24 protein-coding genes, 1 tRNA gene and 2 pseudogenes are annotated in these 26655 nt (G+C 66.8%); 11 read left to right on the top strand and 16 right to left on the bottom strand.

Annotated elements, in window-relative coordinates; genetic code table 11:
* Positions 1 to 196: 196 nt before the first annotated feature.
* The 4 genes from hutU to hutI are packed head-to-tail and all read right to left on the bottom strand — an operon-like array spanning position 197 to position 5473.
* On the bottom strand, positions 197 to 1864 hold the full coding sequence (gene hutU, locus ACUZUJ_RS13930) for a urocanate hydratase (RefSeq protein WP_458219910.1): 1668 nt from the start codon (positions 1862 to 1864) through the stop codon (positions 197 to 199).
* Positions 1861 to 2715, bottom strand: coding sequence for an N-formylglutamate deformylase (gene hutG / locus ACUZUJ_RS13925; protein ID WP_458219909.1), 855 nt, complete (start codon positions 2713 to 2715; stop codon positions 1861 to 1863). The genes hutU and hutG overlap by 4 nt, the downstream gene beginning before the upstream one ends.
* The gene (gene hutH / locus ACUZUJ_RS13920; protein ID WP_458219908.1) at positions 2712 to 4253 is read right to left on the bottom strand and encodes a histidine ammonia-lyase; all 1542 of its coding nucleotides are present in this window, start codon (positions 4251 to 4253) and stop codon (positions 2712 to 2714) included. The genes hutG and hutH overlap by 4 nt, the downstream gene beginning before the upstream one ends.
* On the bottom strand, positions 4250 to 5473 hold the full coding sequence (gene hutI / locus ACUZUJ_RS13915; RefSeq protein WP_458219907.1) for an imidazolonepropionase: 1224 nt from the start codon (positions 5471 to 5473) through the stop codon (positions 4250 to 4252). The genes hutH and hutI overlap by 4 nt, the downstream gene beginning before the upstream one ends.
* Before the next feature lie 67 nt (positions 5474 to 5540).
* Between hutI and ACUZUJ_RS13910 the strand changes: the two genes are divergently transcribed.
* Positions 5541 to 6911: a formimidoylglutamate deiminase gene (locus tag ACUZUJ_RS13910; protein WP_458219906.1), complete on the top strand. Its 1371-nt coding sequence runs from the start codon at positions 5541 to 5543 to the stop codon at positions 6909 to 6911.
* Positions 6912 to 6939: 28 nt separating this feature from the next.
* Positions 6940 to 7668, top strand: coding sequence for a histidine utilization transcriptional repressor HutC (gene hutC, locus ACUZUJ_RS13905; RefSeq protein WP_458219905.1), 729 nt, complete (start codon positions 6940 to 6942; stop codon positions 7666 to 7668).
* 35 nt (positions 7669 to 7703) lie between these two features.
* On the opposite strand, the gene ACUZUJ_RS13900 is transcribed toward hutC, so the two are convergent.
* From ACUZUJ_RS13900 to ACUZUJ_RS13890, 3 genes are all read right to left on the bottom strand, one after another.
* Positions 7704 to 8708, bottom strand: coding sequence for a restriction endonuclease (locus tag ACUZUJ_RS13900; protein WP_049443238.1), 1005 nt, complete (start codon positions 8706 to 8708; stop codon positions 7704 to 7706).
* Positions 8709 to 8944: 236 nt separating this feature from the next.
* Complete coding sequence (locus tag ACUZUJ_RS13895) at positions 8945 to 9436, bottom strand: phasin family protein (protein WP_014037692.1); 492 nt, start codon at positions 9434 to 9436, stop codon at positions 8945 to 8947.
* 80 nt (positions 9437 to 9516) lie between these two features.
* Positions 9517 to 9792, bottom strand: a complete 276-nt coding sequence (locus ACUZUJ_RS13890; RefSeq protein ID WP_005417302.1) for a polyhydroxyalkanoic acid system family protein — start codon at positions 9790 to 9792, stop codon at positions 9517 to 9519.
* Between the two features lie 125 nt (positions 9793 to 9917).
* Between ACUZUJ_RS13890 and ACUZUJ_RS13885 the strand changes: the two genes are divergently transcribed.
* From ACUZUJ_RS13885 to aroA, 4 genes are all read left to right on the top strand, one after another.
* A complete protein-coding gene (locus ACUZUJ_RS13885; protein ID WP_049443239.1) occupies positions 9918 to 10724 on the top strand; it encodes an FHA domain-containing protein in 807 nt (268 codons plus the stop codon).
* 194 nt (positions 10725 to 10918) lie between these two features.
* A complete protein-coding gene (serC, locus tag ACUZUJ_RS13880) occupies positions 10919 to 12004 on the top strand; it encodes a 3-phosphoserine/phosphohydroxythreonine transaminase (protein WP_049443240.1) in 1086 nt (361 codons plus the stop codon).
* 51 nt (positions 12005 to 12055) lie between these two features.
* Positions 12056 to 13255, top strand: a complete 1200-nt coding sequence (gene pheA / locus ACUZUJ_RS13875) for a prephenate dehydratase (RefSeq protein WP_014037689.1) — start codon at positions 12056 to 12058, stop codon at positions 13253 to 13255.
* A gap of 76 nt (positions 13256 to 13331) precedes the next feature.
* Positions 13332 to 14639: a 3-phosphoshikimate 1-carboxyvinyltransferase gene (gene aroA / locus ACUZUJ_RS13870; RefSeq protein ID WP_049443242.1), complete on the top strand. Its 1308-nt coding sequence runs from the start codon at positions 13332 to 13334 to the stop codon at positions 14637 to 14639.
* Between the two features lie 120 nt (positions 14640 to 14759).
* On the opposite strand, the gene ACUZUJ_RS13865 is transcribed toward aroA, so the two are convergent.
* Positions 14760 to 15332 carry an energy transducer TonB gene (locus ACUZUJ_RS13865; protein ID WP_049443243.1) on the bottom strand — a complete coding sequence of 191 codons (573 nt, stop codon included), beginning with the start codon at positions 15330 to 15332 and terminating at the stop codon, positions 14760 to 14762.
* A 119-nt stretch (positions 15333 to 15451) separates the two neighbouring features.
* Positions 15452 to 16090, bottom strand: coding sequence for an energy transducer TonB (locus ACUZUJ_RS13860; RefSeq protein ID WP_042359252.1), 639 nt, complete (start codon positions 16088 to 16090; stop codon positions 15452 to 15454).
* A gap of 113 nt (positions 16091 to 16203) precedes the next feature.
* On the opposite strand from ACUZUJ_RS13860, the gene serS reads away from it, so the two are divergent.
* Positions 16204 to 17484 carry a serine--tRNA ligase gene (gene serS, locus ACUZUJ_RS13855; protein WP_049443244.1) on the top strand — a complete coding sequence of 427 codons (1281 nt, stop codon included), beginning with the start codon at positions 16204 to 16206 and terminating at the stop codon, positions 17482 to 17484.
* A gap of 209 nt (positions 17485 to 17693) precedes the next feature.
* On the opposite strand, the gene ACUZUJ_RS13850 is transcribed toward serS, so the two are convergent.
* Positions 17694 to 18044, bottom strand: coding sequence for an SH3 domain-containing protein (locus tag ACUZUJ_RS13850; RefSeq protein WP_458219904.1), 351 nt, complete (start codon positions 18042 to 18044; stop codon positions 17694 to 17696).
* 136 nt (positions 18045 to 18180) lie between these two features.
* Positions 18181 to 18768 (bottom strand): FMN-dependent NADH-azoreductase, encoded by a 588-nt coding sequence (locus ACUZUJ_RS13845; protein ID WP_458219903.1) that lies wholly within the window; start codon positions 18766 to 18768, stop codon positions 18181 to 18183.
* A gap of 126 nt (positions 18769 to 18894) precedes the next feature.
* On the opposite strand from ACUZUJ_RS13845, the gene ACUZUJ_RS13840 reads away from it, so the two are divergent.
* Positions 18895 to 19887 carry a LysR family transcriptional regulator gene (locus ACUZUJ_RS13840; protein ID WP_005410175.1) on the top strand — a complete coding sequence of 331 codons (993 nt, stop codon included), beginning with the start codon at positions 18895 to 18897 and terminating at the stop codon, positions 19885 to 19887.
* Between the two features lie 55 nt (positions 19888 to 19942).
* On the opposite strand, the gene ACUZUJ_RS13835 is transcribed toward ACUZUJ_RS13840, so the two are convergent.
* Positions 19943 to 21016: a DUF4241 domain-containing protein gene (locus ACUZUJ_RS13835; protein ID WP_458219962.1), complete on the bottom strand. Its 1074-nt coding sequence runs from the start codon at positions 21014 to 21016 to the stop codon at positions 19943 to 19945.
* 124 nt (positions 21017 to 21140) lie between these two features.
* On the opposite strand from ACUZUJ_RS13835, the gene ACUZUJ_RS13830 reads away from it, so the two are divergent.
* Positions 21141 to 21230, top strand: a tRNA-Ser gene (locus ACUZUJ_RS13830).
* Between the two features lie 137 nt (positions 21231 to 21367).
* Here ACUZUJ_RS13830 and ACUZUJ_RS13825 read toward each other — a convergent pair.
* A pseudogene (locus tag ACUZUJ_RS13825) lies at positions 21368 to 21798 on the bottom strand (IS3 family transposase); the annotation flags it as partial.
* Positions 21799 to 21992: 194 nt separating this feature from the next.
* On the opposite strand from ACUZUJ_RS13825, the gene ACUZUJ_RS13820 reads away from it, so the two are divergent.
* The gene (locus tag ACUZUJ_RS13820; RefSeq protein ID WP_101765733.1) at positions 21993 to 22703 is read left to right on the top strand and encodes a hypothetical protein; all 711 of its coding nucleotides are present in this window, start codon (positions 21993 to 21995) and stop codon (positions 22701 to 22703) included.
* 81 nt (positions 22704 to 22784) lie between these two features.
* Here ACUZUJ_RS13820 and ACUZUJ_RS13815 read toward each other — a convergent pair.
* Together ACUZUJ_RS13815 and ACUZUJ_RS13810 are read right to left on the bottom strand one after the other, a co-directional pair.
* Positions 22785 to 22964, bottom strand: a pseudogene (locus tag ACUZUJ_RS13815) (integrase core domain-containing protein); the annotation flags it as partial.
* A gap of 26 nt (positions 22965 to 22990) precedes the next feature.
* Positions 22991 to 25741 carry a UvrD-helicase domain-containing protein gene (locus ACUZUJ_RS13810; protein ID WP_458219961.1) on the bottom strand — a complete coding sequence of 917 codons (2751 nt, stop codon included), beginning with the start codon at positions 25739 to 25741 and terminating at the stop codon, positions 22991 to 22993.
* A gap of 188 nt (positions 25742 to 25929) precedes the next feature.
* On the opposite strand from ACUZUJ_RS13810, the gene ACUZUJ_RS13805 reads away from it, so the two are divergent.
* Positions 25930 to 26139 (top strand): hypothetical protein, encoded by a 210-nt coding sequence (locus tag ACUZUJ_RS13805; protein ID WP_101766421.1) that lies wholly within the window; start codon positions 25930 to 25932, stop codon positions 26137 to 26139.
* Positions 26140 to 26192: 53 nt separating this feature from the next.
* On the opposite strand, the gene ACUZUJ_RS13800 is transcribed toward ACUZUJ_RS13805, so the two are convergent.
* On the bottom strand, positions 26193 to 26507 hold the full coding sequence (locus ACUZUJ_RS13800; RefSeq protein ID WP_246864215.1) for a hypothetical protein: 315 nt from the start codon (positions 26505 to 26507) through the stop codon (positions 26193 to 26195).
* Between the last annotated feature and the right edge of the window lie 148 nt (positions 26508 to 26655).

The raw sequence follows: 26655 nt of genomic DNA, 5'->3' as shown, positions 1-26655 counted from the left end.
ACTGGCCCGAGTAAACAGGCCGGAGGGCAACATTCCTTGTTGACCTCCGGTATCGGCAGGGCAGCGCGCAACTTTAGGTGTGATGCCACCGAAGCTGGCGTAAGCCTCTCTCATGGCATGCGCGCCGGTGAATCGGGGACACTACCGCGCATTGCCCTGATGGCACCGGAATATGTGCGCGCTGGTCGCTGACCTGTCAGCCCAGGATTCCCGGTAGATCCAGCCCCTTTTCCTTCGCGCAATCAATCGCGATCTCATAGCCTGCATCGGCATGGCGCATCACGCCGGTGGCCGGGTCGTTCCACAGCACGCGGCCAATCCGCTTCGCCGCTGCCTCGGTGCCATCGCACACGATCACCATGCCGGCGTGCTGCGAGAAGCCCATGCCGACGCCGCCGCCGTGGTGCAGCGACACCCAGGTCGCGCCGCTGGCGGTGTTGAGCAGGGCGTTCAGCAGCGGCCAGTCGGACACGGCATCGGAACCATCGGCCATTGCCTCGGTCTCGCGGTTCGGCGACGCCACGCTGCCGCTGTCCAGGTGGTCACGGCCGATCACCACCGGTGCCTTCAGTTCACCGTTCGCCACCATTTCATTGAAGGCCAGGCCCAGGCGATCGCGGTCGCCCAGACCGACCCAACAGATGCGTGCCGGCAGGCCCTGGAACTTGATCTTCTCGGCGGCCATGTCCAGCCAGCGGTGCAGGTGCGGGTTGTCCGGAATCAGTTCCTTCACCTTGGCATCGGTCTTGGCGATGTCTTCCGGGTCGCCGCTCAGTGCGGCCCAGCGGAACGGGCCGATGCCGCGGCAGAACAGCGGGCGGATGTAGGCCGGTACGAAACCGGGGAAGTCGAACGCGTTCTCCACGCCTTCTTCCAGTGCCATCTGCCGCAGGTTGTTGCCGTAGTCCACGGTCGGCACGCCCAGCGCGTGGAAGCCGAGCATGGCGCGGATATGGTTGGCCATCGACGCGCGCGCGGCTTTCTCCACTTCCTTGGGCGCGGAGACACGTTTCTCATCCCACTGTTCGACCGTCCAGCCCTGCGGCAGGTAGCCGTTCACCGGATCGTGCGCGGAGGTCTGGTCGGTCAGCAGGTCCGGCTTCACGCCGCGCTTGAGCAGTTCAGCCAACACATCGGCAACGTTGCCGAGCAGGCCCACCGACTTCGGCGTGCCCGCTTTGCACGACTCGTCGATCAGGCGCAGCGCTTCGTCCAGGTTGTCGGTCCAGGTATCCAGGTAGCCGGTGCGCAGGCGCATGTCGATGCTGCTCTTGCGGCACTCGACGGCCAGGCAGGAGGCGCCGGCCATCACGGCGGCCAGCGGCTGCGCGCCGCCCATGCCGCCGAGGCCGCCGGTGAACAGCCACTTCCCGGTCAGGTCGCCACCGAAGTGCTGGCGTCCCATTTCCACGAAGGTCTCGTAGGTGCCCTGCACGATGCCCTGCGCACCGATGTAGATCCAGCTGCCGGCGGTCATCTGGCCATACATGGCCAGGCCCTTCTTATCCAGCTCGTTGAAGTGGTCCCAGTTGGCCCAGCGCGGCACCAGGTTGGAATTGGCGATCAGCACGCGCGGCGCATCGGCATGGGTGCGGAACACGCCCACTGGCTTGCCCGACTGCACCAGCAGGGTCTGGTCGTCGTCCAGGCGCTTGAGCGTCTCGACGATGGCATCGAAGCTCTCCCAGTCGCGCGCGGCGCGGCCGATGCCGCCGTACACCACCAGTTCCTGCGGCCGTTCGGCCACGTCCGGGTGCAGGTTGTTCATCAGCATGCGCAGCGGCGCTTCGGTCAGCCAGCTCTTGGCGTTGAGCGTGGTGCCGGTCGGCGCGGCAATGATGCGGGACGGGTCGTTGCGGGTCATGCGGCGCTCCGGTTCGTAGCGAATTCAAGGCAGGCGTTGAGCACCTGCGCCAGGGTGTGGCGCAGCGGTGCGGCGTGGTCGGGGTCGAGCGGGGTGGGCCAGCTGTGTTCGTCCACCTGGTCCGGCAGGGGTTCGTGCATGTAGCCGCGGCAGGCCAGTTCCATCTGCAGGCTGTGCACGCCACCGGCGATGTTGCTGTAGTGGCGGGTGATCCAGCCGCCCTTGAAGCGGCCGTTGCGTACCTGGCTCATGCCGCTGATCTTCAGCAGGTTCTCCACCACATCGCTCAACGCGTTGTCGCAGGAGGTATCCGGCGCACCGGAGGGACCGGCGGTACCCAGGTTGAACTGCGGCAGCTCGCCGTCGAACAGGTGCGGGATATGCGAGCGGATCGAATGCGCGTCATACACCACGACAGTGCCGAACTTAGCACGCAGGCGCGTGATCTGTGCGGCCAGCGCATCGTGGTAGGGAAGGAAATACGTGTCGCGGCGACGGGCGATTTCCGCGTCATCCGGCTCGCGCCCGGCGTGGTACAGCGGCTGGTTGTCGAAGGTGGTCAGCGGACACAGGCCGGTGGTGTTCTGGCCCGGGTACAGCGACACGCCGCTGGGATCGCGGTTGAGGTCGATCACCGAGCGCGAGATCGCCGAGCGCACCGTGGTCGCGCCCATGCCGCGCACGAAATCGTACAGTTCGTGCACCCACCAGTCGGCGTCGCGACGGGCCAGCCATGGCGAGTGGTAGTCGCCGATCAGGTCGTGTGGCAGCTCGCTGCCCGTATGCGGGAAGCTGACGATCAACGGGGCATCGCCTTCGTGCACCGTCAGCCATTCGGGATGGGTCTTCATGCCTGTGGTTCCACAGTCGGCAACAGATCGGCAAGGCCCTGCGCCAGCGCGCCACTGCGCACCAGGTTCGTGGCGGTCACCATGTCCGGATGGAAGTAGCGGTCTTCTTCCAGCGTCGGCACCTGCGCACGCAGGGTGGCGCGCACGGCTTCCAGCGCGGTGCTGGAGCGCAGCGGGGCGTGGAAGTCGCAGCCCTGCGCGGCGGCCAGCAGTTCGATGCCGATCACGTTGGCGGCGTTCTCGGCCATCTGCATCAGGCGGCGCGCACCGTGCGCGGCCATCGACACATGGTCTTCCTGGTTGGCCGAGGTCGGAATCGAATCGACACTGGCCGGGTAGGCGCGCTGCTTGTTTTCCGAGACCAGCGCGGCCGCCGTCACCTGCGGGATCATGAAGCCGGAATTCAGGCCCGGGCGCGGGGTCAGGAACGCCGGCAGGCCGGACAGCGCCGGGTCCACCAGCATCGCCAGGCGTCGCTCGCTGATCGAACCGATCTCGCACACTGCCATCGCCAGCATGTCGGCGGCGAAGGCCACCGGTTCGGCGTGGAAGTTGCCGCCGGACAGTGCTTCGCCGGTATCGGTGAACACCAGCGGATTGTCGGACACGCCATTGGCTTCGATTTCCAGCGTGGTCGCGGCCTGGCGCAGGATGTCCAGCGCTGCGCCCATCACCTGCGGCTGGCAGCGCAGGCAGTACGGGTCCTGCACGCGCACGTCGTTGTCACGATGCGATTCGCGGATGTCCGAGCCCTGCATCAACGTGCGCAGCGTGGCCGCAGTGGCGATCTGCCCGCGCTGGCCGCGGATGGCATGGATGCGCGGGTCGAACGGGGTATCCGAGCCCTTGGCCGCTTCCACCGACAGCGCACCGGTGACCAGCGCGGCCTGGAACACGGTCTCGATCTCGAACAGGCCCGCCAGCGCATAGGCGGTGGAGAACTGGGTGCCGTTGAGCAGTGCCAGGCCTTCCTTCGCGCCCAGCTCGATCGGTTGCAGGCCGGCACGTGCCAGCGCATCGACCGCCGGCAGGCGCTCGTCACCGATGAAGGCTTCACCCACGCCCAGCATCACGCTGGCCAGGTGCGAGAGCGGCGCCAGGTCACCCGAGGCACCCACCGAGCCCTGTGCGGGCACCACCGGCAGCACGCCCTTGACCAGCATCGCTTCCAGCAGCAGCAGGGTTTCCTCGCGGATGCCCGAAGCACCCTGCGCCAGGCTGACCAGCTTCAGCGCCATCATCAGGCGCACCACGCTGGCCGGCATCGGCTCGCCCACGCCGGCGGCATGCGAGAGCACGATGTTCCGCTGCAGGGTGGCCAGGTCTTCGCGCTCGATGCGCACGCTGGCCAGCTTGCCGAAGCCGGTGTTGATGCCATACACCGGCGCGCCCTTGGCGACGATGGCGGCGACGGCCGCCGCACTGGCGCGCACCACCGGCAGCGCGGCCGGGTCCAGTGCAAGCGGCGCACCGCGATAGACCTGCCGCCACTGGGCGAGAGTGACATGGCCGGGGCGAAGAACCAGGGTGTTGCTCATGTGTTGCTCCAGGAGGCAGGCAGGTCGGGCTGTCCGCGCACCACGCGCGCGTGCAGCGGGTTGAATCCAATGCGATAGACCAGGTCGGCGGGGGTGTCGATGTCCCAGATCGCCAGGTCGCAGTCCAGGCCCACGGCCAGGCGGCCGATGCGCTGGCCATGGCCCAGCGCGCGCGCCGCTTCACGGGTGAAGCCGGCGATGCACTCGTCCACGGTCAGGCGGAACAGGGTGGCGCCCATGTTCATCGCCAGCAGCGGGCTGGTCAGTGGTGAGGTGCCGGGGTTGCTGTCGGTGGCCAGCGCCAGTGGCACGCCGGCCGCGCGCAGCGCCGCAATCGGCGGCAGGGTGGTATCGCGGGTGAAATAGAAGGCACCGGGCAGCAGCACGGCGACGGTGCCGGCCGCCGCCATCGCGGCAATGCCGGCATCGTCCAGATGTTCGATATGGTCGGCCGACAGTGCACCGAAGCTGGCGGCCAGTTCGGCGCCATGCTGGTTGCTCAGCTGCTCGGCGTGGATCTTCACCGCCAGCCCGTTGGCGCGTGCCGCTTCGAAGACCTGCCGCGCCTGCGCCGGCGAGAAGGCGATGTTCTCGCAGAACACATCCACCGCTTCGGCCAGGCCTTCGGCGGCGATGGCCGGAATCATCACGTTACACACCTCGTCGGTGTATTCCTGTGCTTCGCGGCCCGGCAAAATCGCGTGTGCGCCGAGGAAGGTGGTCACCACATTGACCCGGCATTCCTCGCCCAGCGCACGCGCCACCTGCAGTTGCTTGCGCTCGTCCGGCAGGGTCAGGCCGTAGCCGGACTTGATCTCGAGGGTGGTCACGCCCTCGGCGCGCATCGCCAGCAGGCGTGGCCGGCTTTCGCGGGCCAGCTGTTCCGGTGTGGCGGCGCGGGTGGCGCGCACGGTGGAGACGATGCCGCCGCCGGCACGGGCGATCTCGGCATAGCTGACGCCCTGCAGGCGCTGCTCGAACTCGTTGGCGCGGTTGCCGGCGTAGACCAGATGGGTATGGCAATCGATCAGGCCCGGCGAGATCCAGCGGCCTTCGCCGTCGATGCGGGTGGTCGGCTGCAGGTGGGCATCGCTGCCGGCTGGGCCGACATGGACGATGCGGCCCTCGGCGCAGGCCAGTACGCCATCGCGGATGACACCCAGGTCCTCGCCATCGAGGGTGATCAGGTGAACGTTGGACCACAGGGTTTCGACGTGCATGGCATCCACAACGCGGCTGTGCTTATATGTCTATACAATATAGGCGTCCATTTCGGGTTGTCCAGCCATGTCCGATTCGCGTTCCCCGCACCGTTTCCATGCCGCCCACGCCCTGCTGGCCGGGGGCTGGGCCCGCGACGTCCGCCTGCAGGTGCAGGACGGTCGCATCACGTCGATCAGCACGGGGCAGGGCGCCCAGCACGGCGACACACGGGTCGGCATCCTGGTGCCGGGCCTGCCCAACCTGCACAGCCACGCCTTCCAGCGCGGCATGGCCGGGCTGACCGAGATCGGCGGCGGCGACGGTGACAGCTTCTGGAGCTGGCGCGAGCTGATGTATCGCTTCCTGGCCCATCTGCGCCCGGACGCGGTGCAGGCCATCGCCGCCCAGGCCTACATGGAAATGCTGGAAAGCGGCTTCACCCGCGTCGGCGAATTCCATTACCTGCACCACGACGCCGATGGACGCGCCTATGCCAACCGCGCCGAGATGAGTGCACGGATTGCCGCCGCCGCCGACCAGACCGGCATCGGCCTGACCCTGCTGCCGGTGTTCTATGCGCATGCCGACTTTGGCGGAGCGGCGCCGAATCCCGCGCAGCGTCGCTTGATCCACGATGTGGACGGCTTCGCACAACTGTTGGATGCCGCCAAGCCGGCCTTGGCCGCGCTGCCCGATGCGGTGCTCGGCATCGCACCACACAGCCTGCGTGCGGTCACCGGCGAGGAGCTGAGTGCGTTGCTGCCGCTGACCGACGGCCCGGTGCACATCCACATCGCCGAACAGGTGCGCGAAGTGGAGGCCTGCCTGGCCTGGAGCGGCCAGCGCCCGGTGCAGTGGCTGTACGACCATGCGCCGGTGGATGCGCGCTGGTGCCTGGTGCATGCCACCCATATCACCGATGACGAGCGCGCGGCCATCGTGGCCAGCCAGGCCGTGGCCGGCCTGTGCCCGATCACCGAGGCCAACCTGGGCGACGGCCTGTTCCCGATGCAGGCGTTCGCGCGCGAAGGCGGTCGCTTCGGTGTCGGTTCCGATTCCAATGTGCTGATCGATGCGGCCGAAGAACTACGCCTGCTTGAGTACGGCCAACGCCTGACCCTGCGCGGGCGCAATGTGCTGGCCCCGGATGCCACCCGCAGCACCGGCCGCTTCCTGTTCGAGGGTGCACTGCAGGGCGGTGCACAGGCCCTGGGCGTGGCCGCCGGCCTGCAGGTCGGCGCCAGTGCCGACCTGGTTGAACTGGATGCTTCGCACCCGGCGTTGCAGGCGCGACAGGACGACGCATGGCTTGACAGCTGGGTGTTCGCCGCACGTAATGGCGCGCTGCGATCGGTCTGGCGCCATGGCCGCCAGTGCGTGGCCGACGGCCGCCACCTGCAGCGCGAGGCGATCACCAGCGCCTTCGCTGCCGCCCTGCGCGGCGTGCTGGGCTGATCGCCTCCCGCCACCGAGACCCCATTACGTGAAGGCCAGCAAGTCCGCCACGCTCAACCAGCGTATCCGCAGCGATCTGGAAAGCCGCATCCTCAGCGGAGAGTGGGCGCCGGGGTTCCGTATTCCGTACGAGCACGAGCTGATGGAACAGTACGGCTGCTCGCGGATGACCGTGAACAAGGTGCTGACCGCACTGGCCGAGAGCGGCATGATCGAGCGCCGCCGTCGCGCCGGCTCGTTCGTGGCGCGGCAGCCCCCGCACCTGGAGCAGGTGGCGCTGGAGATTCCCGATATCGCGATGGAAGTCGGCTCACGCGGTCATCAGTACGCGTATCGCCTGCTGCAGCGCGACCTGCGGCTGGCCGATGCCGGCAATGCTGGCGAAGTCGAGCTGGCCGGCAGCGAAATGCTGCTGGCGATGCGCTGCCTGCACCTGGCCGACGGTCGCCCGCTGGCACTGGAGCATCGCCTGATCAGCCCGGTGGGCGTGCCCGAGGTGCTGGAGGTCGATTTCAGTACCACCGCGCCGGGCAGCTGGCTGCTGCAGAATGTCTCGTGGACCCGTGCCCAGCACCGCATCAGTGCCTGGGGTGCTGACACCGCCACCGCCAAACTGCTGGACGTGAAGCCCGGCACCGCCTGCCTGGTGATCGAGCGCCTGACCTGGCGCGGTGAGCAGCCCATCACCCGCGTGCGCCAGGTGTTCCTTGGCGACGCCTGGGACCTGTTCGCGCGCTTCGCGCCGGGCGCGCGGTAAGCGCCGTATCCACGCCATGCGTGGATGCCGCCTGATCAATACGTAGCGCACTGTCGCCAGCGTACGGGCTCATCCACGCCGGGGCGGGCGTTGAGCTGGATGCGCACGTTGCGCAGGGCGGGGTAGTGCAGCACTTCCTCGCAGACCCGCGGCCACACCGCTTCCAGTTCGCCGGTGCGGTTGATCGCCAGGGTCTGGCGGGTCAGCCAGACGCCGCTGGCGATGCCGGGCTTGCCGGCCAGTGCGCGGGCCAGATCGGCCTGGAAGCGCTCCAGCGTGGCGGCATCCGGGTTGGGATTGCTGCGCGCGTCGGCCGCCGGGGCGACGGCAGTTTCGGGAGCAGGGGCGGCCGCAGGGACGGCTTCGATCGGGGCAGGTTCGGCGGCTGGCGCGGCCGAAGGTGCTGCCACCACCGGCGCCGCAGCAACCGGCGCGGCCTCTTCCACATGCAAGCCCTGCAGGCCCAGGCCGACCAGCAGCCCCAGCGTGACCGAACCCAGTGCGGCGATGGCAATGCGGCGCAGCGCCTCATGCCGGGCGCTGGCACGCACGCGCGCTTCGATATCGCCGGGCAGGTAGGGCTGCAGCAGCGGCCACAGGCGGGGGCCGTCCAGCACCTCAACGGCCTGCTTCTCGGCGGCGCCACGGCCGTCGCGCTCGATCCGGCCTTCGGTCAGCAGCACGCCGCCCTTGGCGCCGGCCAGGCGCGCGGCCGCACCCAGCTCGTTCACTGCGGCGGTGCCGATGCGGTAGGCCAGGCCGTGCTTGCACGACACCAGCCATTGATTGGGGCCATCGCTGAGCAGGAAGTCGCTGCTCGGCTCGCGGGCATCTTCGGTCGGATCGATCAACTCACGCAGGCCGCGTTGTTCGCGCAGCATGCGCTTGACCAGTACCGAGAATTCGCGCCAATGCATGCCGGCCAGAGCCTGCAGGCCGAGTTGCATCTCCTTCTGCCGCCGCTTGATCCACCACAGATAGACAACGGCCAGGGAACAGGTAAGCAGGGCCGACAGCAGGGCCAGGATCCAAGGGAGCATGCAGGAGTAGGGCGGAAGGGGCGAAAGCGGAGAACGACAGTGTAAAGGTCGCGGTGCCCGGCTGGGTCAGGATGTTCCTGACAGGAAGCGTGATGGAGCGCGCAGATCGGCGCACGGCGGGCACGAAAAACCCGCCAATCCTGAAGCCGTGAGGGGAGGGAACAAACGGCAGCCGAAGCGATTGGCGGGTTGCTCGCGATTGTCAATCAATTTTTATTGCATTGCAACAATTGCGCTCAGGGCACGCTGTCCGGCGATTGATGGCTGCCCGGCGCAGGGGCGTCGGTGCCGGACGCGGCGCGGGTTTCCAGCTTGGCCAGGCGCGCGTGCAGGGCATCGATGCGGGCTTCCAGCGCGGTCACTTCGTCAGCGGTGGGGACATGCAGGCGCTTGAGCACGCCCTGCACCTGGTCATCAAAGGCCTTCTCGACCTTGTTCCAGGTGCCGGAGGCCTTCTCGCGGGCCTCGTCCAGCGACGTTTCGACGTTGTCACGCCAGCCCGGGCCCTGTTCGCCATTGCGCTCACGGCGGCGCGCTTCCCAGGCTTCGCCTTCCTTCACCAGGCCGTCGAAGAAGCGGCTGCCCTCGGCCTGCGCGCGGCCCAGAGCGCCCAGCCCGGCCAGCCAGACCTGCTGTGCCGAATCGCTGAGCTTGCGCGAGAAGCGCTCGGCCTGGTCACCGAAAGAGGCGTCGTCGTTGCGGCGGTCGTCGTTCTCGTAGTGGTTCATCGCACTTCCCGTGGGAGTTGGGCCTGCCCCGAGAGTAGCGCGCGTTGGCGTTGCACGGCCGTGACGGCCGCCGCCGGGGTTCAGCCCAGCTTTTCCTTCAGCACGCGCTGGATCTCGCCTTCGACCATGCCCTTCATCGCCGACAGCAGGAACCCCAGCTTGGCGGTCACGCGCACGGCGCCCGGCTGCAGTTCGATCGCACCGTCCACGCCGCTGCCGGAGAAGTTCAGGACGTCGGCGGTCCAGGACGACTTCAGGCCGAAGCGCTCGGACAGCTTGGCAGCGACCTGTTCGATCGCGGCGCGCGCCTGTGCGTCGGGCAGGGCGTGGGCGTGGCGGACATCGATGGTGGACATGCAGGCTCCTGGCGCAGGGCGGGGATGATCAAAGAGGGCGAGCATTGTGCGCATCGCGGGCCGCCGCGCCAAGCACTCATCGCAGGTTCTTCTTCGTTGGCGGCCAACCTGCTAGGCTGCGCCGCGTGCAGAACCTGCTTGTTCACTTCAGTCAACAACAACAGCCCGACCAGCCCCTGCGGCCCGGGGTGCAGCGCATCGTGCGCCAGGCCAACGGCAGCGTGCGGCTCGGCGATGCCGGCAACGGCGCCCTGTTGCTGGCCCAGTTCTGCATGGACGATCGCGGCCTCTGGCTGCAGGTCGGCAATGGCATCCGCGGCATCCACGTCAACGGTCGCCCCGTGCGCCGGATGGCCCTGCTGCGCGCGGGCGACGCGGTGTACGTGGATGGCGTGGAGATGGTGCTGCAGGGCGAAGTCGAGAGCCTGCTGCAGGCGCCTGCGCCGAAGAACGAGGATGGCAGCGACGAGCAGCAACGACTGCTGCGCGGCGTCGGCGGCCTGCACCATGGCCGTAGCTTCACCCTGTCGCGGGCCCGCCTGATCGGCCGCGGCAACGAGGCCGACATCGCCATCGATGACCCGGCCTTCGCCGAACAGCACGCCCGCGTGGAAGTGCACGGCGAGCGCGTGCTGCTGCGCGACCTGGGCAGTGCCGACGGTACCCGGGTCAACGGCGTGGCCGTGCGCCACTGCTGGCTGCAGGCCGGCGACCAGGTGGTGTTCGATGGTCAGCACCGGTTCGTGCTGGAAGTGCCGCATGATCCGCGCCGGCGGCCGCTGCCCGCCGAGGACGACGCCAGCCACGAGGCCGAGCAGGCGCCGGTGCTGCCGACCGCGCCCCGCAGGGTCCGGCGCTGGCCGTGGCTGCTGGTCAGCGCACTGCTGCTGGCCGCGCTGCTCAGCCTGCTGCTCTGGTTCGGCGCGCGCTGACGGCCGCGCGGTGATGGTAGTGCCGGCCGCTGGCCGGCAGCCGCTGCCCTGTATCGCTGAGGTTGCCGGCCAGCGGCCGGCACTCCCCCGTCGTGTCGCCGATGGATTCCAATGAAACCAAATTTCCCTTGCCGCACTAGGCCGCAAGGCTGGTGCACTGCGGCATACTAGGGGTCTTGCCCCACAGGTGTGACATGACGCGCGCGTTCAACTTCAGTGCCGGCCCTGCGACCTTGCCGGAATCGGTCCTGCGCCAGGCGCAGGCGGAAATGCTGGACTGGCACGGTACCGGCGCCTCGATCGTGGAAATGAGCCATCGCGGTGCGGAATTCATGTCCGTGGCCGCCGAGGCCGAGGCCGACCTGCGTCGCCTCCTCGACATCCCCGAAGACTATGCGGTGCTGTTCCTGTCCGGTGGTGCCACCACCCAGCAGGCGCTGATCCCGCTCAACTTCGCCGCCCCCGGCCAGCGCGCCGACTATGTGGTCAGTGGCCACTGGGGCAAGACCGCGGTCAAGCAGGCCGGTGTCTACGTGGACGTCAACATTGCCGCCAGCAGCGAAGCCAATGGCTACCGCGAGCTGCCGGCACGTGCCGACTGGCAGCTGTCACCCGATGCCGCCTACGTGCACATCACCGCCAACGAGACCATCCACGGCGTCGAGTTCCGTGATGTGCCCGACACCGGCAACGTCCCGCTGATCGCCGACTTCAGCTCGTCCATCGCCAGCGAGCCGCTGGACGTGCGCCGCTACGGTGTGATCTATGCCGGCGCGCAGAAGAACCTGGGCCCGGTCGGCATCGCGGTGATGATCATCCGCCGCGACCTGCTCGAGCGTAGTGGCCAGCCACGCGCGGACATCTTCGATTACCGCTCGCACGTCGCCCGCGATTCGATGCTCAACACCCCGCCGACCTGGAACTGGTACCTGGCCGGCCTGGTGTTCAAGTGGATGCTGGCCGAAGGCGGCGTGGCCGAATTCGCCAGGCGCAATGCCGCCAAGGCCGCGCTGGTATACGGCGCCATCGATGGTTCCGGCGGCTTCTACCGCAACGAGGTCGCACACGCGGCCCGTTCGCGGATGAACATCCCGTTCTTCCTGCCCGATGCCGAGCTTGATGCCCGCTTCGTCGCCGAAGCCAAGGCCGCCGGCCTGCTGGCGCTGAAGGGGCACAAGGTGGTCGGGGGCATCCGTGCCTCGCTGTACAACGCCATGCCGCTGGCCGGGGCCGAGGCGCTGGTCGCCTTCATGGCCGATTTCCAGCAGCGTCACGGTTGAGCAATGAACGGCGCGCACCGTCGGGTGCGGGCCCCGCAACAAGGAGTTCCGATGGCAAGCAGCAAATCCAGCAAGAAGGCGCCGAAGAAGGCCGAACCGGCCAAGGACAGCGCGCCCACCAAGGCGAAGGGCAAGGCCAAGGCCGCCTCGAACCCGGCACCCACCCTGGCGCCGCTGGCGCTGGCCGATGTGCGCTCGAAGATCGACCAGATCGACCGTGATATCCAGAGCCTGATCGCCGAGCGCGCGCGCTTCGCCCACCAGGTCGGCAAGGCCAAGGGCAAGCTCGCCGCCGCCGTCGACTATTACCGCCCCGAGCGCGAAGCGCAGGTGCTGCGCATGGTGGTGGACCGCAACGAAGGCCCGCTCAGTGATGAGCTGCTGGTGCACGTCTACCGCGAGATCATGTCGGCCTGCCTGGCCCAGCAGGAGCCGCTGAAGATCGGTTACCTCGGCCCGGAAGGCACCTTCAGCCAGCAGGCCGTGCTCAAGCATTTCGGCCGTTCGGCGCTGGGGCTGCCGATGGCCAGCATCGAGGAAGTGTTCCAGGAAGTGGAAGCGGGCAACGCCGATTTCGGCGTGGTGCCGGTGGAGAATTCGGGGCAGGGCACCATCCAGATCACCCTGGACATGTTCCTGACCTCCAACCTGAAGATCTGTGGCGAAGTGGAACTGCGCGTGCAGCAGTACCTGATGTCGCGCAGCGGCCGCATCGAGGACATCGAGCGCATCTACGCGCATCCGCAGTCGTTCATGCAGACCTCGGCGTGGCTGCGCGCCAACCTGCCGAAGGCCGAGAAGATTCCGGTCTCGAGCAATGCCGAGGGTGCACGTCGTGCGCGCAACGCCGATGACGCAGCGGCCATCGGCGGCGAGAGCGCCGGCCATGTGTACGGCCTGAAGAAGGTGGTCACCAAGCCGATCCAGAACGATGCCGACAACACCACCCGCTTCCTGGTGGTGGGCCGCAACATCTTCCCGACTTCCGGCCACGACCGCACCTCGGTGCTGGTGTTCATCCATGACAAGCCCGGTGCGCTGTTCGACGTGCTCAGCCCGTTCGCCCGCCACGGCATCAGCATGAACCGCATCGAGTCGCGGCCGTCGCACCACGGCAAGTGGGAATACGGCTTCTTCATCGATCTGGCCGGCCACATCGACGACGCGCCGATGCAGGCCGCGCTGGCAGAACTCGAAGCGCACTCGGCGCAGATCAAGGTGCTGGGCTCCTATCCGGTGGCCGTGCCCTGAGTGCTGCTGTGGCGGCCATGGCCGCCGCTCCCTGATGCATCGCCGGCGCTGCCGGCGTTTACGGAACGATCGAACGATGAGCAACGCGCAACACTGGATCGCCCGCAAGGGCCAGCCGCTGCAGGGCAGCCTGACCATTCCCGGCGACAAGTCGGTCTCTCACCGCTCGGTGATGTTCGCCGCGCTGGCCGATGGCACCTCGCATATCGAAGGCTTCCTGGAAGGCGAAGACACTCGTGCCACCGCGCGCATCTTCAGCCAGTTGGGCGTGCGCATCGAGACCCCCAGCCCGTCGCAGCGCATCGTGCATGGTGTGGGTATCGACGGCCTGAAAGCACCGGATGCACCGCTGGACTGCGGCAATGCCGGTACCGGCATGCGTCTGCTGGCCGGGTTGCTGGCGGGCCAGGCGTTCGACTGCACGCTGATCGGCGACGAGTCGCTGTCCGGCCGCCCGATGCGCCGCGTGACCGGCCCGCTGTCGCAGATGGGCGCGAAGATCGATACGGAGAGCGATGGCACGCCGCCGCTGCACGTGCATGGCGGGCAATCGTTGCACGGCATCGACTTCGCCTCGCCGGTGGCCAGCGCGCAGATCAAGTCGGCGGTGCTGCTGGCCGGCCTGTATGCGCAGGGCGAAACCAGCGTGCTGGAACCGCACCCGACCCGCGATTACACCGAACGCATGTTGTCGGCGTTCGGCGTGGACATCGAATTCTCGCCGGGCAAGGCCCGCCTGCGTGGCGGCCAGCGCCTGCGCGCCACGGATATCGTGGTGCCGGCCGACTTCTCCTCGGCTGCGTTCTACCTGGTGGCCGCCAGCATCATTCCCGGCTCCGAGCTGCGCCTGAAGCAGGTCGGCCTGAATCCGCGTCGCACCGGCCTGCTGCACGCGCTGCGCCTGATGGGGGCGGACATCACCGAAGAGAATCCGGCCGAACAGGGCGGTGAGCCGGTGGCCGACCTGGTGGTGCGCTACGCACCGCTGAAGGGCGCGCGCATTCCGGAAGCACTGGTGCCGGACATGATCGACGAGTTCCCGGCGCTGTTCGTGGCCGCCGCCGCCGCCGAAGGCCAGACCGTGGTGAGCGGTGCCGCCGAACTGCGGGTGAAGGAATCCGACCGCCTTGCGGCGATGGCCACCGGCCTGCGCGCGCTGGGCATGCAGGTGGACGAAACCGAAGACGGCGCCACCCTGCACGGCGGCGTGCGCCTGGGCAGCGGCACCATCGAAAGCCACGGTGACCATCGCATCGCCATGGCATTCGCCATCGCCGGCCAGATCAGTGACGGCGAAGTGCGCATCAACGACATCGCCAACGTCGCCACGTCCTTCCCGGACTTCGATGGCCTCGCCCGAAGCGCAGGATTCAACCTGGCCTGAAAGGCCACGCCCGGCGGATGACGCAACTCGGTAGGTGCCAACCTTGGTTGGCACGCGTCTCCGCATAAAAGGACGGAGGCCGAAGCCTCCGTCTAAACATCACGAACCCCTCGTCCGCGATCAACGCTGTTCGGTACGGAAATCCACCGGAACCCGCACCACACTGGCCACTGCACGGCCTTCATGCATCGCCGGCTGGAACTTCCAGTTCTGCACGGCGCTCAGCACCGCACGATCCAGGTCACGGCTGCGCTCGCCGCTGCGCGAAACAATCGCGGCATTGGTCACCTGGCCACGGGTATCGACATTGAGGCTGGCGATCACGCTGCCCTGCACGCCGTTGCGCAGCGCGGCAGCGGGGTAGGTCGGCTTGCTGTTGCCTGCCAGCGGGCGCGCCTCGCGATTGCGTACCGCAGGGGCGGCTTTGTGCTGGCTGCCGGCCGGTGCGGCCTGGCGGGCAGCGGGCGCCTGCACGTCGGCGACCGGCGCCTGCTCGGGGGCGGGCAGCATGCGCTCGCCGACCGGTGCCGGCGCCACGTCTTCCTGGTTGGAATGACGCAGCCAGAGCAGGGCGGCGGCAAACATCGCCACGATCAGCGCGATCCACATCCAGGGCGACGTGGGCTTGTGCTGTTCGCTGGCTTCCTGCTGCAGCTGCGGCGAATGAAGGTCTTCGTGGGTGGTGGCGGTCATCGCAAACTCCTTCCGTCAATGGACGACGGGGAGAGTGTTGCGCGGGCCAGTGGCGGGAAGTGTCAGCGTTGCGTCAACGCGACCGGCAGGGTTCAGTTTGCCTGCCGGGAAACGTTCAGTTACTGGGTCTTGAAGTCGAACGGCACTTCAATGCTGCCCGGTACGGCCTGGCCGTTGCTCTGTGCCGGGGTGAAGCGCCAGCGGCGCACGGCGTCGGTGGCGGCACGGTCGAGCTCGCGTGAGCCGCTGCGCTGGATCACGGTGGCATTGTTCGGGTAGCCGGTGGCATCCACGTCCACGCGCACCACCACGCTGCCGGTCTCGCCGGCGCGCAGCGCGGCGGCCGGGTAAGCCGGCGGCGGCGACTGGCCGGCAATCGGCATCGGCTGGCTGTTGCCGGTGGCGGCCGGTGCAGGGGTCGGCGCGGCCGGGGCCGGTTCAGCGATGGGCGCGGGCGGTGGCGGGGCGGTTTCGACCAGCTTCGGGGCGTCGTCCTCTACCGGGGCCGGCTTGGCGTCGGGCATGTCGCTGGAGCCTGCGGCTGCGGCCAGCGGTTCCGGCAGCGGTTCCACCTGCGCGGTCTCCTGCGGGGTCTGCGCGGCCGGGTCGGCACGGAAGAACTCCTTGTCGCGGCCGGTCAACCAGACCAGCACGAACAGCAGCACGCCCACGCCGAAGGCGATGCCGGCGATCTTCAGGGCGTTGCGCGGGATATGCACAGTGAACGACTTGGCGGACGACGAGCGGGGTGCAGACATGGACCGGACCAGTACGGAATAGCCCGATTCTGCCACGCCAGGAATGAACCGGGCGGCAGAAATCCGTATAACAAGCGATAATCCCATCCCTGATACCCACCACGACACCTGCCATGCTTGATCCAGCCCTGCTCCGCCACCAGCCCGCCGACCTCGCCGAACGCCTGCGCACCAGCCGCGGCTTCGAGCTCGACGTGTCTGCCCTGGAGTCCCTGGAGGCTGATCGCAAGCGCATCCAGGTGCGGACCCAGGAGCTGCAGAGCCTGCGCAACAGCCGTTCCAAGGCCATCGGCCAGGCCAAGGCCAAGGGCGAGGACGTTTCGGCCATCATGGCCGAGGTCGCTGCCTTCGCCGACGAGCTGAAGGCTTCGGAAGTGGCGCTGGACGAGCTGCGCGAGAAGATCGAAGCGATCTCGATGGGCATTCCGAACCTGCCGGCCGAAGACGTGCCGGCCGGTGCCGACGAGAACGACAACGTCGAGCAGGCGCGCTGGGGAACCCCGCGCCAGTTCGATTTCAAGGTGCTCGACCACGTTGAACTGGGCGCCCGCAACGGCTGGCTGGACGGCGAGACCGCGGCCAAGCTGTCCGGTTCGCGCTTCACCGTGCTGCGCGGCCCGATCGCGCGCCTGCACCGCGCCCTGGCCCAGTTCATGGTCGACCTGCACACCGGCGAGCACGGCTACGAGGAAACCAACGTGCCGCTGCTGGTCAACGCAGACTCGCTGCGCGGTACCAGCCAGCTGCCGAAGTTCGAGGACGACCTGTTCAAGACCGCCGTGGGTGATTCCACGCGTTACCTGATCCCGACCTCGGAAGTGCCGCTGACCAACATCGTGCGCGACGAGATCGTTGACGCCGAGCGCCTGCCGCTGCGCATGACCGCCCACTCGATGTGCTTCCGCGCCGAGGCCGGCAGCGGTGGCCGCGACGTGCGCGGCATGATCCGCCAACACCAGTTCGAGAAGGTCGAGCTGGTCTCGATCAGCCGCCCGGAAGACAGCGATGCCGAACACCAGCGCATGACCCGCTGCGCCGAAGTGGTGCTGGAAAAGCTGGGCCTGCCGTACCGCAAGGTGCTGCTGTGCACCGGCGACATGGGCTTCTCGGCCATCAAGACCTACGACCTGGAAGTCTGGCTGCCGTCGCAGGAGACCTACCGCGAGATCTCCTCGTGCTCGAACTGTGGTGACTTCCAGGCCCGCCGCATGCAGGCCCGCTGGCGCAACCCGGCCACCGGCAAGCCGGAGCTGGCGCACACGCTGAACGGCTCGGGCGTGGCCGTTGGCCGCGCGATGATCGCGGTGATGGAGAACTACCAGAACGCCGACGGCAGCATCACCGTGCCGGAGGCCCTGCGCCCGTACATGGGTGGCCTGGAAACCATCGCCTGATTCCCTGATCGGGTGGGTGCCATGCCCGCATGGCACCGCATCCACGCATGGCGTGGATCTACTGGAGGATGTTGCACGCGCCCGGCATGAATTCACCGAAGGGTGTTGCACGGGCCCGGCATGAATTCACCGAAGGGTGTTGCACGGGCCCGGCATGAATTCACCGATGACCCGGTAGATCCACGCCATGCGTGGATGAACCACCGCGATCACTCCACAGCCCGTAGCTTCTCCAACGGCACCCATCCCGGTTCGCCGGTTCCCGGCAAGCACCACGCCCAGCCATTGAGCGTGCGCACCCCGCGCACCACCTGCCCAGGATCCACATCCAGCTCCCGCGCGCAGTAATCCTCCGTGGCAAACGCGCCACCCTGCGCATCGCGGCCGATCACCGGCGCTGGCACGAAACCGGGCTGCTGCCCTTCGGCCTCGCACAGAAACCAGTCGTCCCAGCCCTCCGGGCCTTCATAACGTTCGCCCACCACCAGCGCCTGGCCGCGGCGCAGGGTGATCGGGTGTGGAAATTCGCTGCGGTGCGCAGCTGTCACGATGTAGTCCATGGCCCCAGCGTAGCGCGCCCACAAAAAAACGGCCCCGCAGAGCGGGGCCGCCAGGGTGGACCGGGATGGGGGAGGGGATCCCGGCCCGCGTTCAGCGCCCAGACGAGGAGAGAGGGGCGCCGAACGTTGGAACGCGTTACGCCGCGACGGCTTCGGCCACTTCGTGCGACGGGAGTGCCGCAAGCGCGCCGGCAATGGCGTCTTCACGGTGCTGCGGCGAGTAGGCGATGCCTTCGGCGCGCACGAACTCGACTTCGTTGACGCCCATGAAGGCGAACACCTGGCGCAGGAACGGCTCCTGGAAGTCGGCCGGCGAGTCGGTGTAGATGCCGCCGCGGCTGCTGGCGATGATCACCCGCTTGCCACCGGCCAGGCCCACCGGGCCGTTCTCGGTGTACTTGAAGGTGCGGCCGGCCACGGCCACGCGGTCGATCCAGGCCTTCAGCGTGGAAGGGATGCTGAAGTTGTACATCGGTGCGCCGATCACCACGATGTCGGCCTCCAGGAACTGCTGCATCACCTGTTCAGCATCGGTCGCCTCGGCAGCATCGGTCTTGGCCAGCGAGCTGCTGCGCAGATGCGGTACCGGATTGGCGTCAAGATCGCGATAATCGACCTGCAGGCCGTCGATCTGGCCGGTGAAGCGGGCGACCACGGCGGCCGACAGCTGGCGGGACACGGAGTTGTCGCCAAGCACGCTGGCGTCGAGATGCAGAAGCTTCATGGCAGTCACCTATGTTCTGGGAGGAAGGGGCGGGGTGCCCCGCCGACGGAGAGAACGATAGGTTGTTGCAAAGGCGGGATAAAGGTGGTTGAATGCCACGTATTGTTCTAGATATGGAACTCGGGCATGCATGACCTGAATGATCTGTACTACTTCGCGATGGTGGTCGACCACGGCGGATTCGCCGCCGCCGAGCGCGCCTTGGGCATCCCCAAGTCGCGACTGAGCCGCCGCATCAGCCAGCTGGAAACCGACCTGGGCGTGCGCCTGCTGCAGCGCTCCACGCGCCGTTTCGCGGTCACCGATGTCGGCACCAGCGTGCACCGCCATGCGCAGACGATGCTGGCCGAGGCCCAGGCCGCACGCGAAGTGGTGGACCGCCTCAGCGCCGAACCGCGCGGTGTGGTGCGCGCCAGCGTGCCGGTGTCGCTGGCACAGATGCAGCTGCCCAAGCTGCTGCCCAAGTTCCTCGAGCAGTATCCGAAGGTGCGGCTACAGCTGAACATCAGCAACCGCCGCGTGGACATCATCAATGAAGGCTACGACGTGGCCCTGCGCGTGCGTTCGCGCCTGGACGACGACGGCAGCCTGGTGATGCGCAGCTTCGGCCAGGTGCAGGAACTGCTGGTGGCCAGCCCGAAGTACCTGGATCGCGCTGGCCGCCCCAAGGACCCGGAAGAGCTGACCCAGCACGTCACCCTCAGCATCAGCGAAGACGAAGCGCGCCAGCGCTGGGAGCTGCATGGCCCGGAAGGCGAAGTGCGCCGGGTCGACCTGCAGCCGCGCGTGGCCGGCTTCGACTTCCCGCTGCTGCAGAGCATGGTGAAGGACGGCTTCGGCATCACCATGCTGCCGGAAACCGTCTGCGCCGACGCCGTGCGCAACGGCGAGCTGGAAGTGGTGCTGCCGGACTGGTCGCTGCCGCAGGGCGTGTGCCATGCCGTGTTCGCCTCGCGCCGCGGCCTGCTGCCGGCGGTACGCGTGTTCATCGACTTCCTGGCCGAGCACCTGCCGCCGCAGCTGGAGGCCTCGCGCCTGGATTGCGGTGGCGCCTGTGAAAAAGCCAAGGAGCGGATCAAGGCCAGCGCGCTGGGTGCGCTGGCCGTGGATGCCGGCTGAGAGCGCTGAAGGGCAACGCCGGGCCATGCCCGGCGTTGCTGTATTCCGGCGCCGATCAGTTCCGGCCGAACAGCCGGTCCCAGAAACTACGGCGTCGCGGCGCGGCCGGTGGCTGTTCGGCTGCAACGACGGGCACTTCCAGCACCGCCATCAGCTCCGCGCTGCGTGGCTTCTTCAGGAAGCGCGCATAGTCCAGATAGCTGGTCACCTTGCTCATGTGCAGGCGCTCGGGCATCGCCGGCAATGCGCCGCCCTGCAACAGCACACGCAATGCCTGCGGACGGTCCAGGCGGATCGCCTCGAACAGCGCGGTGCCGCCACAGTCCGGTTCGATCTGGTTGGCGCGCTGCGGCGCATCCACCAGCAGGGCTCGCAGCGCCTCCGCGTCATCGCGCTCCACGGCGGCCACCAGCCGCGCCAGCGCCTCGGCTTCCGCAGCCGGCAGGTTGTCGCGATAGGCCTGGTCGGCAATCTCGCGCTCGTCGCGCCCATCACCGCCCTCGATGCACAGGAAATCGGTGACCAGGGCGACTGGAATGCCGGACGTATCCAGCGCCCAATAGCTGGGATAGACACCGTCGCCCCAGCCGCTGGTGAATACCACCAGGCCGTGCGGCGAGTCCTCGCCCCAGGGGCGGTACTCGGCGCCTTCATCCAGGCCATCGTGGTCGATCAGTGCATCCGACCATTCACTCTCTTCGTCGCCATCAGCCTGTTCGATCAGGGCCAGCAGCGCCTGCTGGGTGTCGGTGTCCATGAAGCAACCGATACCGGCGTCGACCGGATAGCCGATGAAGCTGTCCTCGTCCAGGCCGGTCAGGTCCTGCGTGGTCCAGCGCGCCATCTGCCAGTGCAGCGCGGACGCGGTGAGCAACTGGCGCGGCTTGAACCAGACCACGGCCAGCGCCGGGCGGCCGCTATGCACGATGATCTCGACCGGGTGCCGGCCCAGCGGGGCGGTGTAGTCGGCCAGCGCGGGCGCCTCGGCCTGGACCAGCGGATCGCAGACCACCAGCTGCCCACTGCTGACCGGCAGGTGCCCGGCGAAGGTGCGGTGCAGGGCCACTGCGGCCAGCTGGGTGTCGTCCAGCAGGCAGGTGCGCAGGTTGGCCAGATCGAGATGGGCCATGGCGGCTCCGAGTGCGGTGAAGGCCCCCACCGTGCCGGATGCGGAGGGCAGGAGCAAGGTGGTCTTGGGCAAATGCCCTTCACGTGCGAGAATACGCCGCTGCCCGGGCGACCGGGACCCGATTGGAGAGATGGCCGAGCGGTTTAAGGCACCGGTCTTGAAAACCGGCGAAGGGTTAAACCTTCCGTGGGTTCGAATCCCACTCTCTCCGCCAAGACAATGTCTAAGACGCTGTTTGCAGCGGGTTTTTTGTTCCACGTTGCTCGTTCCATGTTTTCGCCCGCATTCTGTGGATTCGTTGTTTCGGCGCTGAAGCGGTCTATGTCCGCTTTCAGCCATGCCGCACGCGGTCCACTTGGTTGCCGGCTCCGGTGCGAGAACATTGCGCTCAATCAGATCACTCACGCCTGGCGGCGTCACGGCCGCACCTGCACGCCTCCCGCGACGCGGGTGCGAGGCCAGCCGTGCAGGCCGTTGGCTGTCATCAGGCGCGCCATTCGTTGGAGGCTGGCAGTCTAGCCCTCTTCAGCCAGGTCTTCGCACATGCGGCCAGCCCCCAACGTGCCGCGGCTGCCTTCGTGTAGTTCGCGTATCCGTACGAGCGGCGCTCATTGTCGACTTGCCGGGCGCTCGCAGGGTGCTTTACCCCACTCGTAGTAGCGGCTGGCCGATACCCTCACGCAGCGGCCCATCAGTCGAATCGGAAACCCATCGCGGCGTCGTTCGATTACCCGATTGCTCAGGATGCCTCCGTTGCAAAGAACGTTGCCACATCTCGAAAAAATCGCGTTCCGTTTGCTTGCGACACGAATTGATGTCTGGACGGATCTGATCTGGCAAGGAGCTGGAAAAGCCATGGAACTCAAGGACGCGGTATCAAGTTCGCTGCGACCAGGCCGACTACTGCATTTCTGGGTAGAAGTGCGATTGCTTCTCCACTTCGGTAAATAGAGCTGTCATCAGCGAGGAGTTGGGTTTGAATCTGGATCTTTCGAAGTGGTCGCTTCTGGAAAAGTTGAGCGACTTCCCATTTGTGCTCAGGATGAGCGCGTTCGCCTTGGCTTCGGACTTCGCGTCAGCGATGATTTGGCACAAGAGCATTGTTGAGCTTTCACTGCGCGAGCTGACGGAGCGCCCCGGTCTTGCCCTCGTTTTGATTGTGGTCTTCGGGCTTGCATTATCTGTCGGTGCAGTGATGGTGCAGATAGTGGTCCAGTTCGGCCTCATTCCTATCGCTCTTGCGATCCAAGAGCGGCTTCCGGTCGACGAGCGGGATGATTCGTCGCCGCCCATGGGATACGTCACGCAATTTCAGGCAATGAAGCACCTCATGGTACATCCGGACCATCAATGGTTAGCCAGACTTGAGGCCTGCTTGGCAAAGCACCGGGAGGAAGAGCGAGCTTGGTTGGTGACGGTGCGAAATAGCATTGCATGCATGGCACTGAGTGCTGCGAGTTGGTGTTGGGCGGACCAATCACTACTCTCAGTGTGGGCTGACCGTTGGATTTGGACTTATCTGGTTGTCCTCTTGCTCCTGGGGACGCCCCTGATGCTATTCATCTGGAGGGGCTTTGACAGCGAGCCACTCATGTACTGGCCTGATCTCTATGACGTCTTGCGAGCGAAGCGAGAGGAAAACACAAGAAAGCCGGCTTTTGTGAGTCGTGCTTCATCACGAAGATAGACCCCGCTCCCAACATCCGACGTTCCCCGCTTTCAGTAGCGGGGTCCTTTGGAGTCCAGATTTCTTCGTAGTGGCTTTGGCCGCCAACTGTTGGGCATAGGCCGCCGGTGTCAGGTCGCCCATGAGCTTCGCCGGTCGCTCCTCGTTGTATTTCCCTCGCCAGATCTCGAGCTCGACGTGGGCATGCAGCAGTTTGGGAAAACTGCGCTCGTTGAGGCATTCGACGTAAGGGCGGCCGCTGAACCTCACGACGTAGACGTTCGCCCTCCGGGACGAATCCGGACAAACTAACGACGCCCACCCTTCGGCTTGTTATGGCACAACGGGTAGCTCGAGCACGACCGGAAAGCCCCGTGCGGCCCATTCCGGTCCACGAACACGCCCACCTTGCACACCGGGCAGCGCTCTTCGTGGATGGCCGTGCCTGAAATCGCGGTCACTTCCACTGCCCCGTCCTTCACCAGCTCATCCAGGAACGGCGAGTGCTTGCCCTGCAGGGTGAACATCGCCACCGACCGTCGCGCACGCGTCAGCGCGACATAGAACAACCGCCGTTCTTCGCTCAGCGGATAGGTATCCCCATCCGGCATGGCCAGCGAAAGCGCCGGGTCATCCGCGCGCAGGCTCGGGAAGCTGCGGTTGATCATGCCCGGCAGGATCACGTAGTCCGCCTCGCGCCCCTTCGATCGATGTGCGGTCAGGAACTCGACGTCCATCGTGCTGCCGAAGGCCGTCTTCCAATCAGAAGGCACTGCACCGCGATCCGCGCGATACCGCCCCAGAATGAACACAGTCACGCGCCCGTTGCGGCCCTGTGGAACGGCTCCGGACAGCAGCTGCTGATGCAGCTTGGCGAGGTACTGGCGAACACCATCCTGCACCTCCTCACGCCGGTTCATCTGGAACGCCTGCAGTACTGGGCCCATTGTCGGTGCAGCAGAGCGAACTGCTTTGGCGATCTGCGCGGGGTTGCGGCTGATGAAGCGGCTGGACACATCGCACAGTGCCTGCGGGCAACGGAACGTCTGCTCCAGTTTCAGCACCTGGCCATGGCCCATCCACTCGCGGAATCCGGTCATCACCGAAACGTCGGCACCGGCGAAGCGATTGATCGATTGCCAGTCATCGCCCACCGCGAACAGATGGCGGCCCGGTTGGCTGACCAATGCACGGCAGAGGCGCGCACGGGCGCGCGATGCGTCCTGGAACTCGTCGGCCATCACCAGTTCGTAGGGTGATTCATAGTGGCCCTGTTCCAGCAGCCCGGCCGCCATGTTGAGCATGTCCTCGAAGTCGATGCTGCGCTCGTCAGCCAGCGCGCTGTCCCAGGCCTGGAAAACCGGCCCGGCGATTTCCAGGAAGCGCCGGTAGCGTTCCTTGAACTGATCCTCGGGCATCTGCCGTAGGCGCGCCGCCATATCGTCCAGCGTCAGGCAGTTGCTCTTGGCATGGGCAATGAAGGTGCGCATCAGGCCGATCAGGTCCGCATCCGGCATCGGCTTGGCGCCCTGATCAGGCAGTTCGCGGTCCGGGTTCGGGTCCAGCTCGACATCAGACGCGCCAAGCCGCTCCGCAAGGTCCTGCAGGGCATGTCCACTGCGCAGGCCAAACGACGTCGTCTCGACCAGGGCGGTGCCACGCGCCACATGCTGCTGGCGCTTCCAGTGCATGCCTTCGCTGTAGTTGGCAAAGTGCTTCGGCGGCTGGCCATCGGCATCCAGCGCAAAGTGCTCGTGATACAGCTGGGCGTCTGGATAGTAGAAGTCCGGACGATACTGGCGGTGGGTATCTGTCGCGGTATCGAACTCGTAGCGTCGTTCGTAGTCGTACGCCACGCCGTTGTAGAACAGCCAGTCGGCGATGACGCACTCTTCCAGGCTCTTCACCCGCTCACCCTGCAGGGTACGCATGTAGGGCGTGCCATCGCGGTCGTAGCCATCGGCCATCATGTCGGCACCGAACGGCGGAAGGTCGCGCCCGAACACCAGGCGGAACATGTCCCACTGGGTGCGGAAGTGGGTCGAGCGGTCCTTCAGGTCGTCCACCAGTTCGGCCAGCTTGTTGAAGCCCAGCGTCGCGTCGACCGCCCATTCCGGGATATCGGGCTTGCGCCCTGTGGCTTTGGCGATGATGGACAGGCCGAGGGCGTGGAAAGTCCGGGCCTCAACCACGGTATCGCCCATGCCGAGCCGGTCGAAGCATCGCTGTGCGCGCGCTTCCAGCTCCTTGGCGGCGTCCTTGTTGAAGGCGAGCATCACGATCCGTTCGGGTTCGACAAAGCCACGATCGATGGCATAAGCGGCCTTGGCGACCATCGTGGAGGTCTTGCCAGAGCCGGCCGCGGCCACGACCTGCACCCGGTTGTCGAAGCAGATGACGGCACGGGCCTGTTCCTCGGTCAGCGGTTTGCTCTCGACCCGGTCCAGGAAGTCCTTGGCCAGCACCCGCTCACGCGTTGCCATGGTCGCGTTGGCCTCGGCCCAGGTGGCGGGCCAGTCCAACTGCCAGTCGTGCAGGGCATCCAGCGCAGCACGATGGCTGTGCGAATGCAGGTCGCCATGCATGCTTTCATCAAGGAACAGTTGCTCCAGCTCCGCCGGCTGCAGCGGCAGGGAGGAACGTTCGGCCAGCAGCGCCTGCTGCTGTTCGTGGGTGATCCAGCGGCGGCCGGCACGGCCGCGATCGATGAGGGCGTCCGCGGCGCTCAACCACGCCTGGATCTGCGCCAGGATCGTGTCAAACAGAGCCTTGCGCCCGCGTGTGGTGCGCGCAAAGCGCACCTGCTGCAGCGCCGCCGCAAGCCGGGACGCCTGCGCGTTGGCAAGCCCGTCCACCGACAGCCTCAGTGCGCCTTCTGTCTTCAGCTCGACCCGCGACCAGAAAAGCCCTGGAATGACCTGCACGCTGTGATCGTCATCCAAGCGTTGCCGGTATTGCTGACCGGCGACGTTCAGCTCGATGCTTTCGCCATCCAGCCGCAGCCACCAGTGTGGCGAACGAGTCACACGTTGGCCCCAGATCGAGGGGCGCCATTCCATAGACATCCAGGTACTGCCTTGCAAGCGTCAACCGGGCATGTAGAGCCCCTAAGCCCGCATGATAAGGGGCCTTGACGTTGCATGTGGCCTTTCACACGCGGGCGGGGTGAGTGCGGGAGCCGTCCATTGCTGCCCGCTCAATTGCCTGGCGCATGGCATCATGGAGCGTCTGGATCCAGGAGCTGGCCATGGATATCGACTGGGACCGCGTGGGAACCTTGAAGCACATCGGTGGTGGCTACGATATCCGGACGGATCCATTGAGGATCCTGGTGACCACCGCGAAGCAAGGGCACGAGGGCGAAGTTTCCGACATGCTGATCGTGATGGATGATGGCACCGTCATTCCGCCGGATGGGATCCTGCGTTTGGCACGGGCGCCGGGCCGGATCCCTTAGGCGTTCGGAAACCGGCAGCGCCAGCGGCAGTTGCTGAATCAGCAGTTGCTGAATCACTCGTAGGCACGATCCCGCTTTGCAGGGGGGACTTCAACCGCGTCGCCACGCCGGATCAGCTCATCCAGATCCACCGCCGATGCCGCCAGTGCATCCTGTGCGTCGAAATCCCACCTGTTCCTGTAGTCCCGCGCCAGCAGGTCGCAGACCGCTTTTGCGCGCTGGTAGGCATCGTCTTTTCCCTCGGCCTGCTGCAACTCATCGCGATGGATCTGGCACAGCATGAGCTGGTGCGCGTCCTCGGCGCGCTGGCGCTCCCAGTCGATGTCGGGCAGGCCCGAAAGTGCGGCGGCAAGCGCGAATGCGGTCATTGGCATGTCGGGAGTCCAGCGGCGGTGGGAGCCTGAGCGTATGCGACCGGCGATGGCCGAAGACCACTGCCGCGCCGCATGTTTCACGGCAGGTTCACCATTCGCTGCAGCATGGAAGGCGCGTTGCAGCCCTCCATCTACACCCATC

This window comes from Stenotrophomonas sp. S4, assembly GCF_054187805.2.
This window is presented reverse-complemented; position numbering and strand designations above follow the sequence as displayed.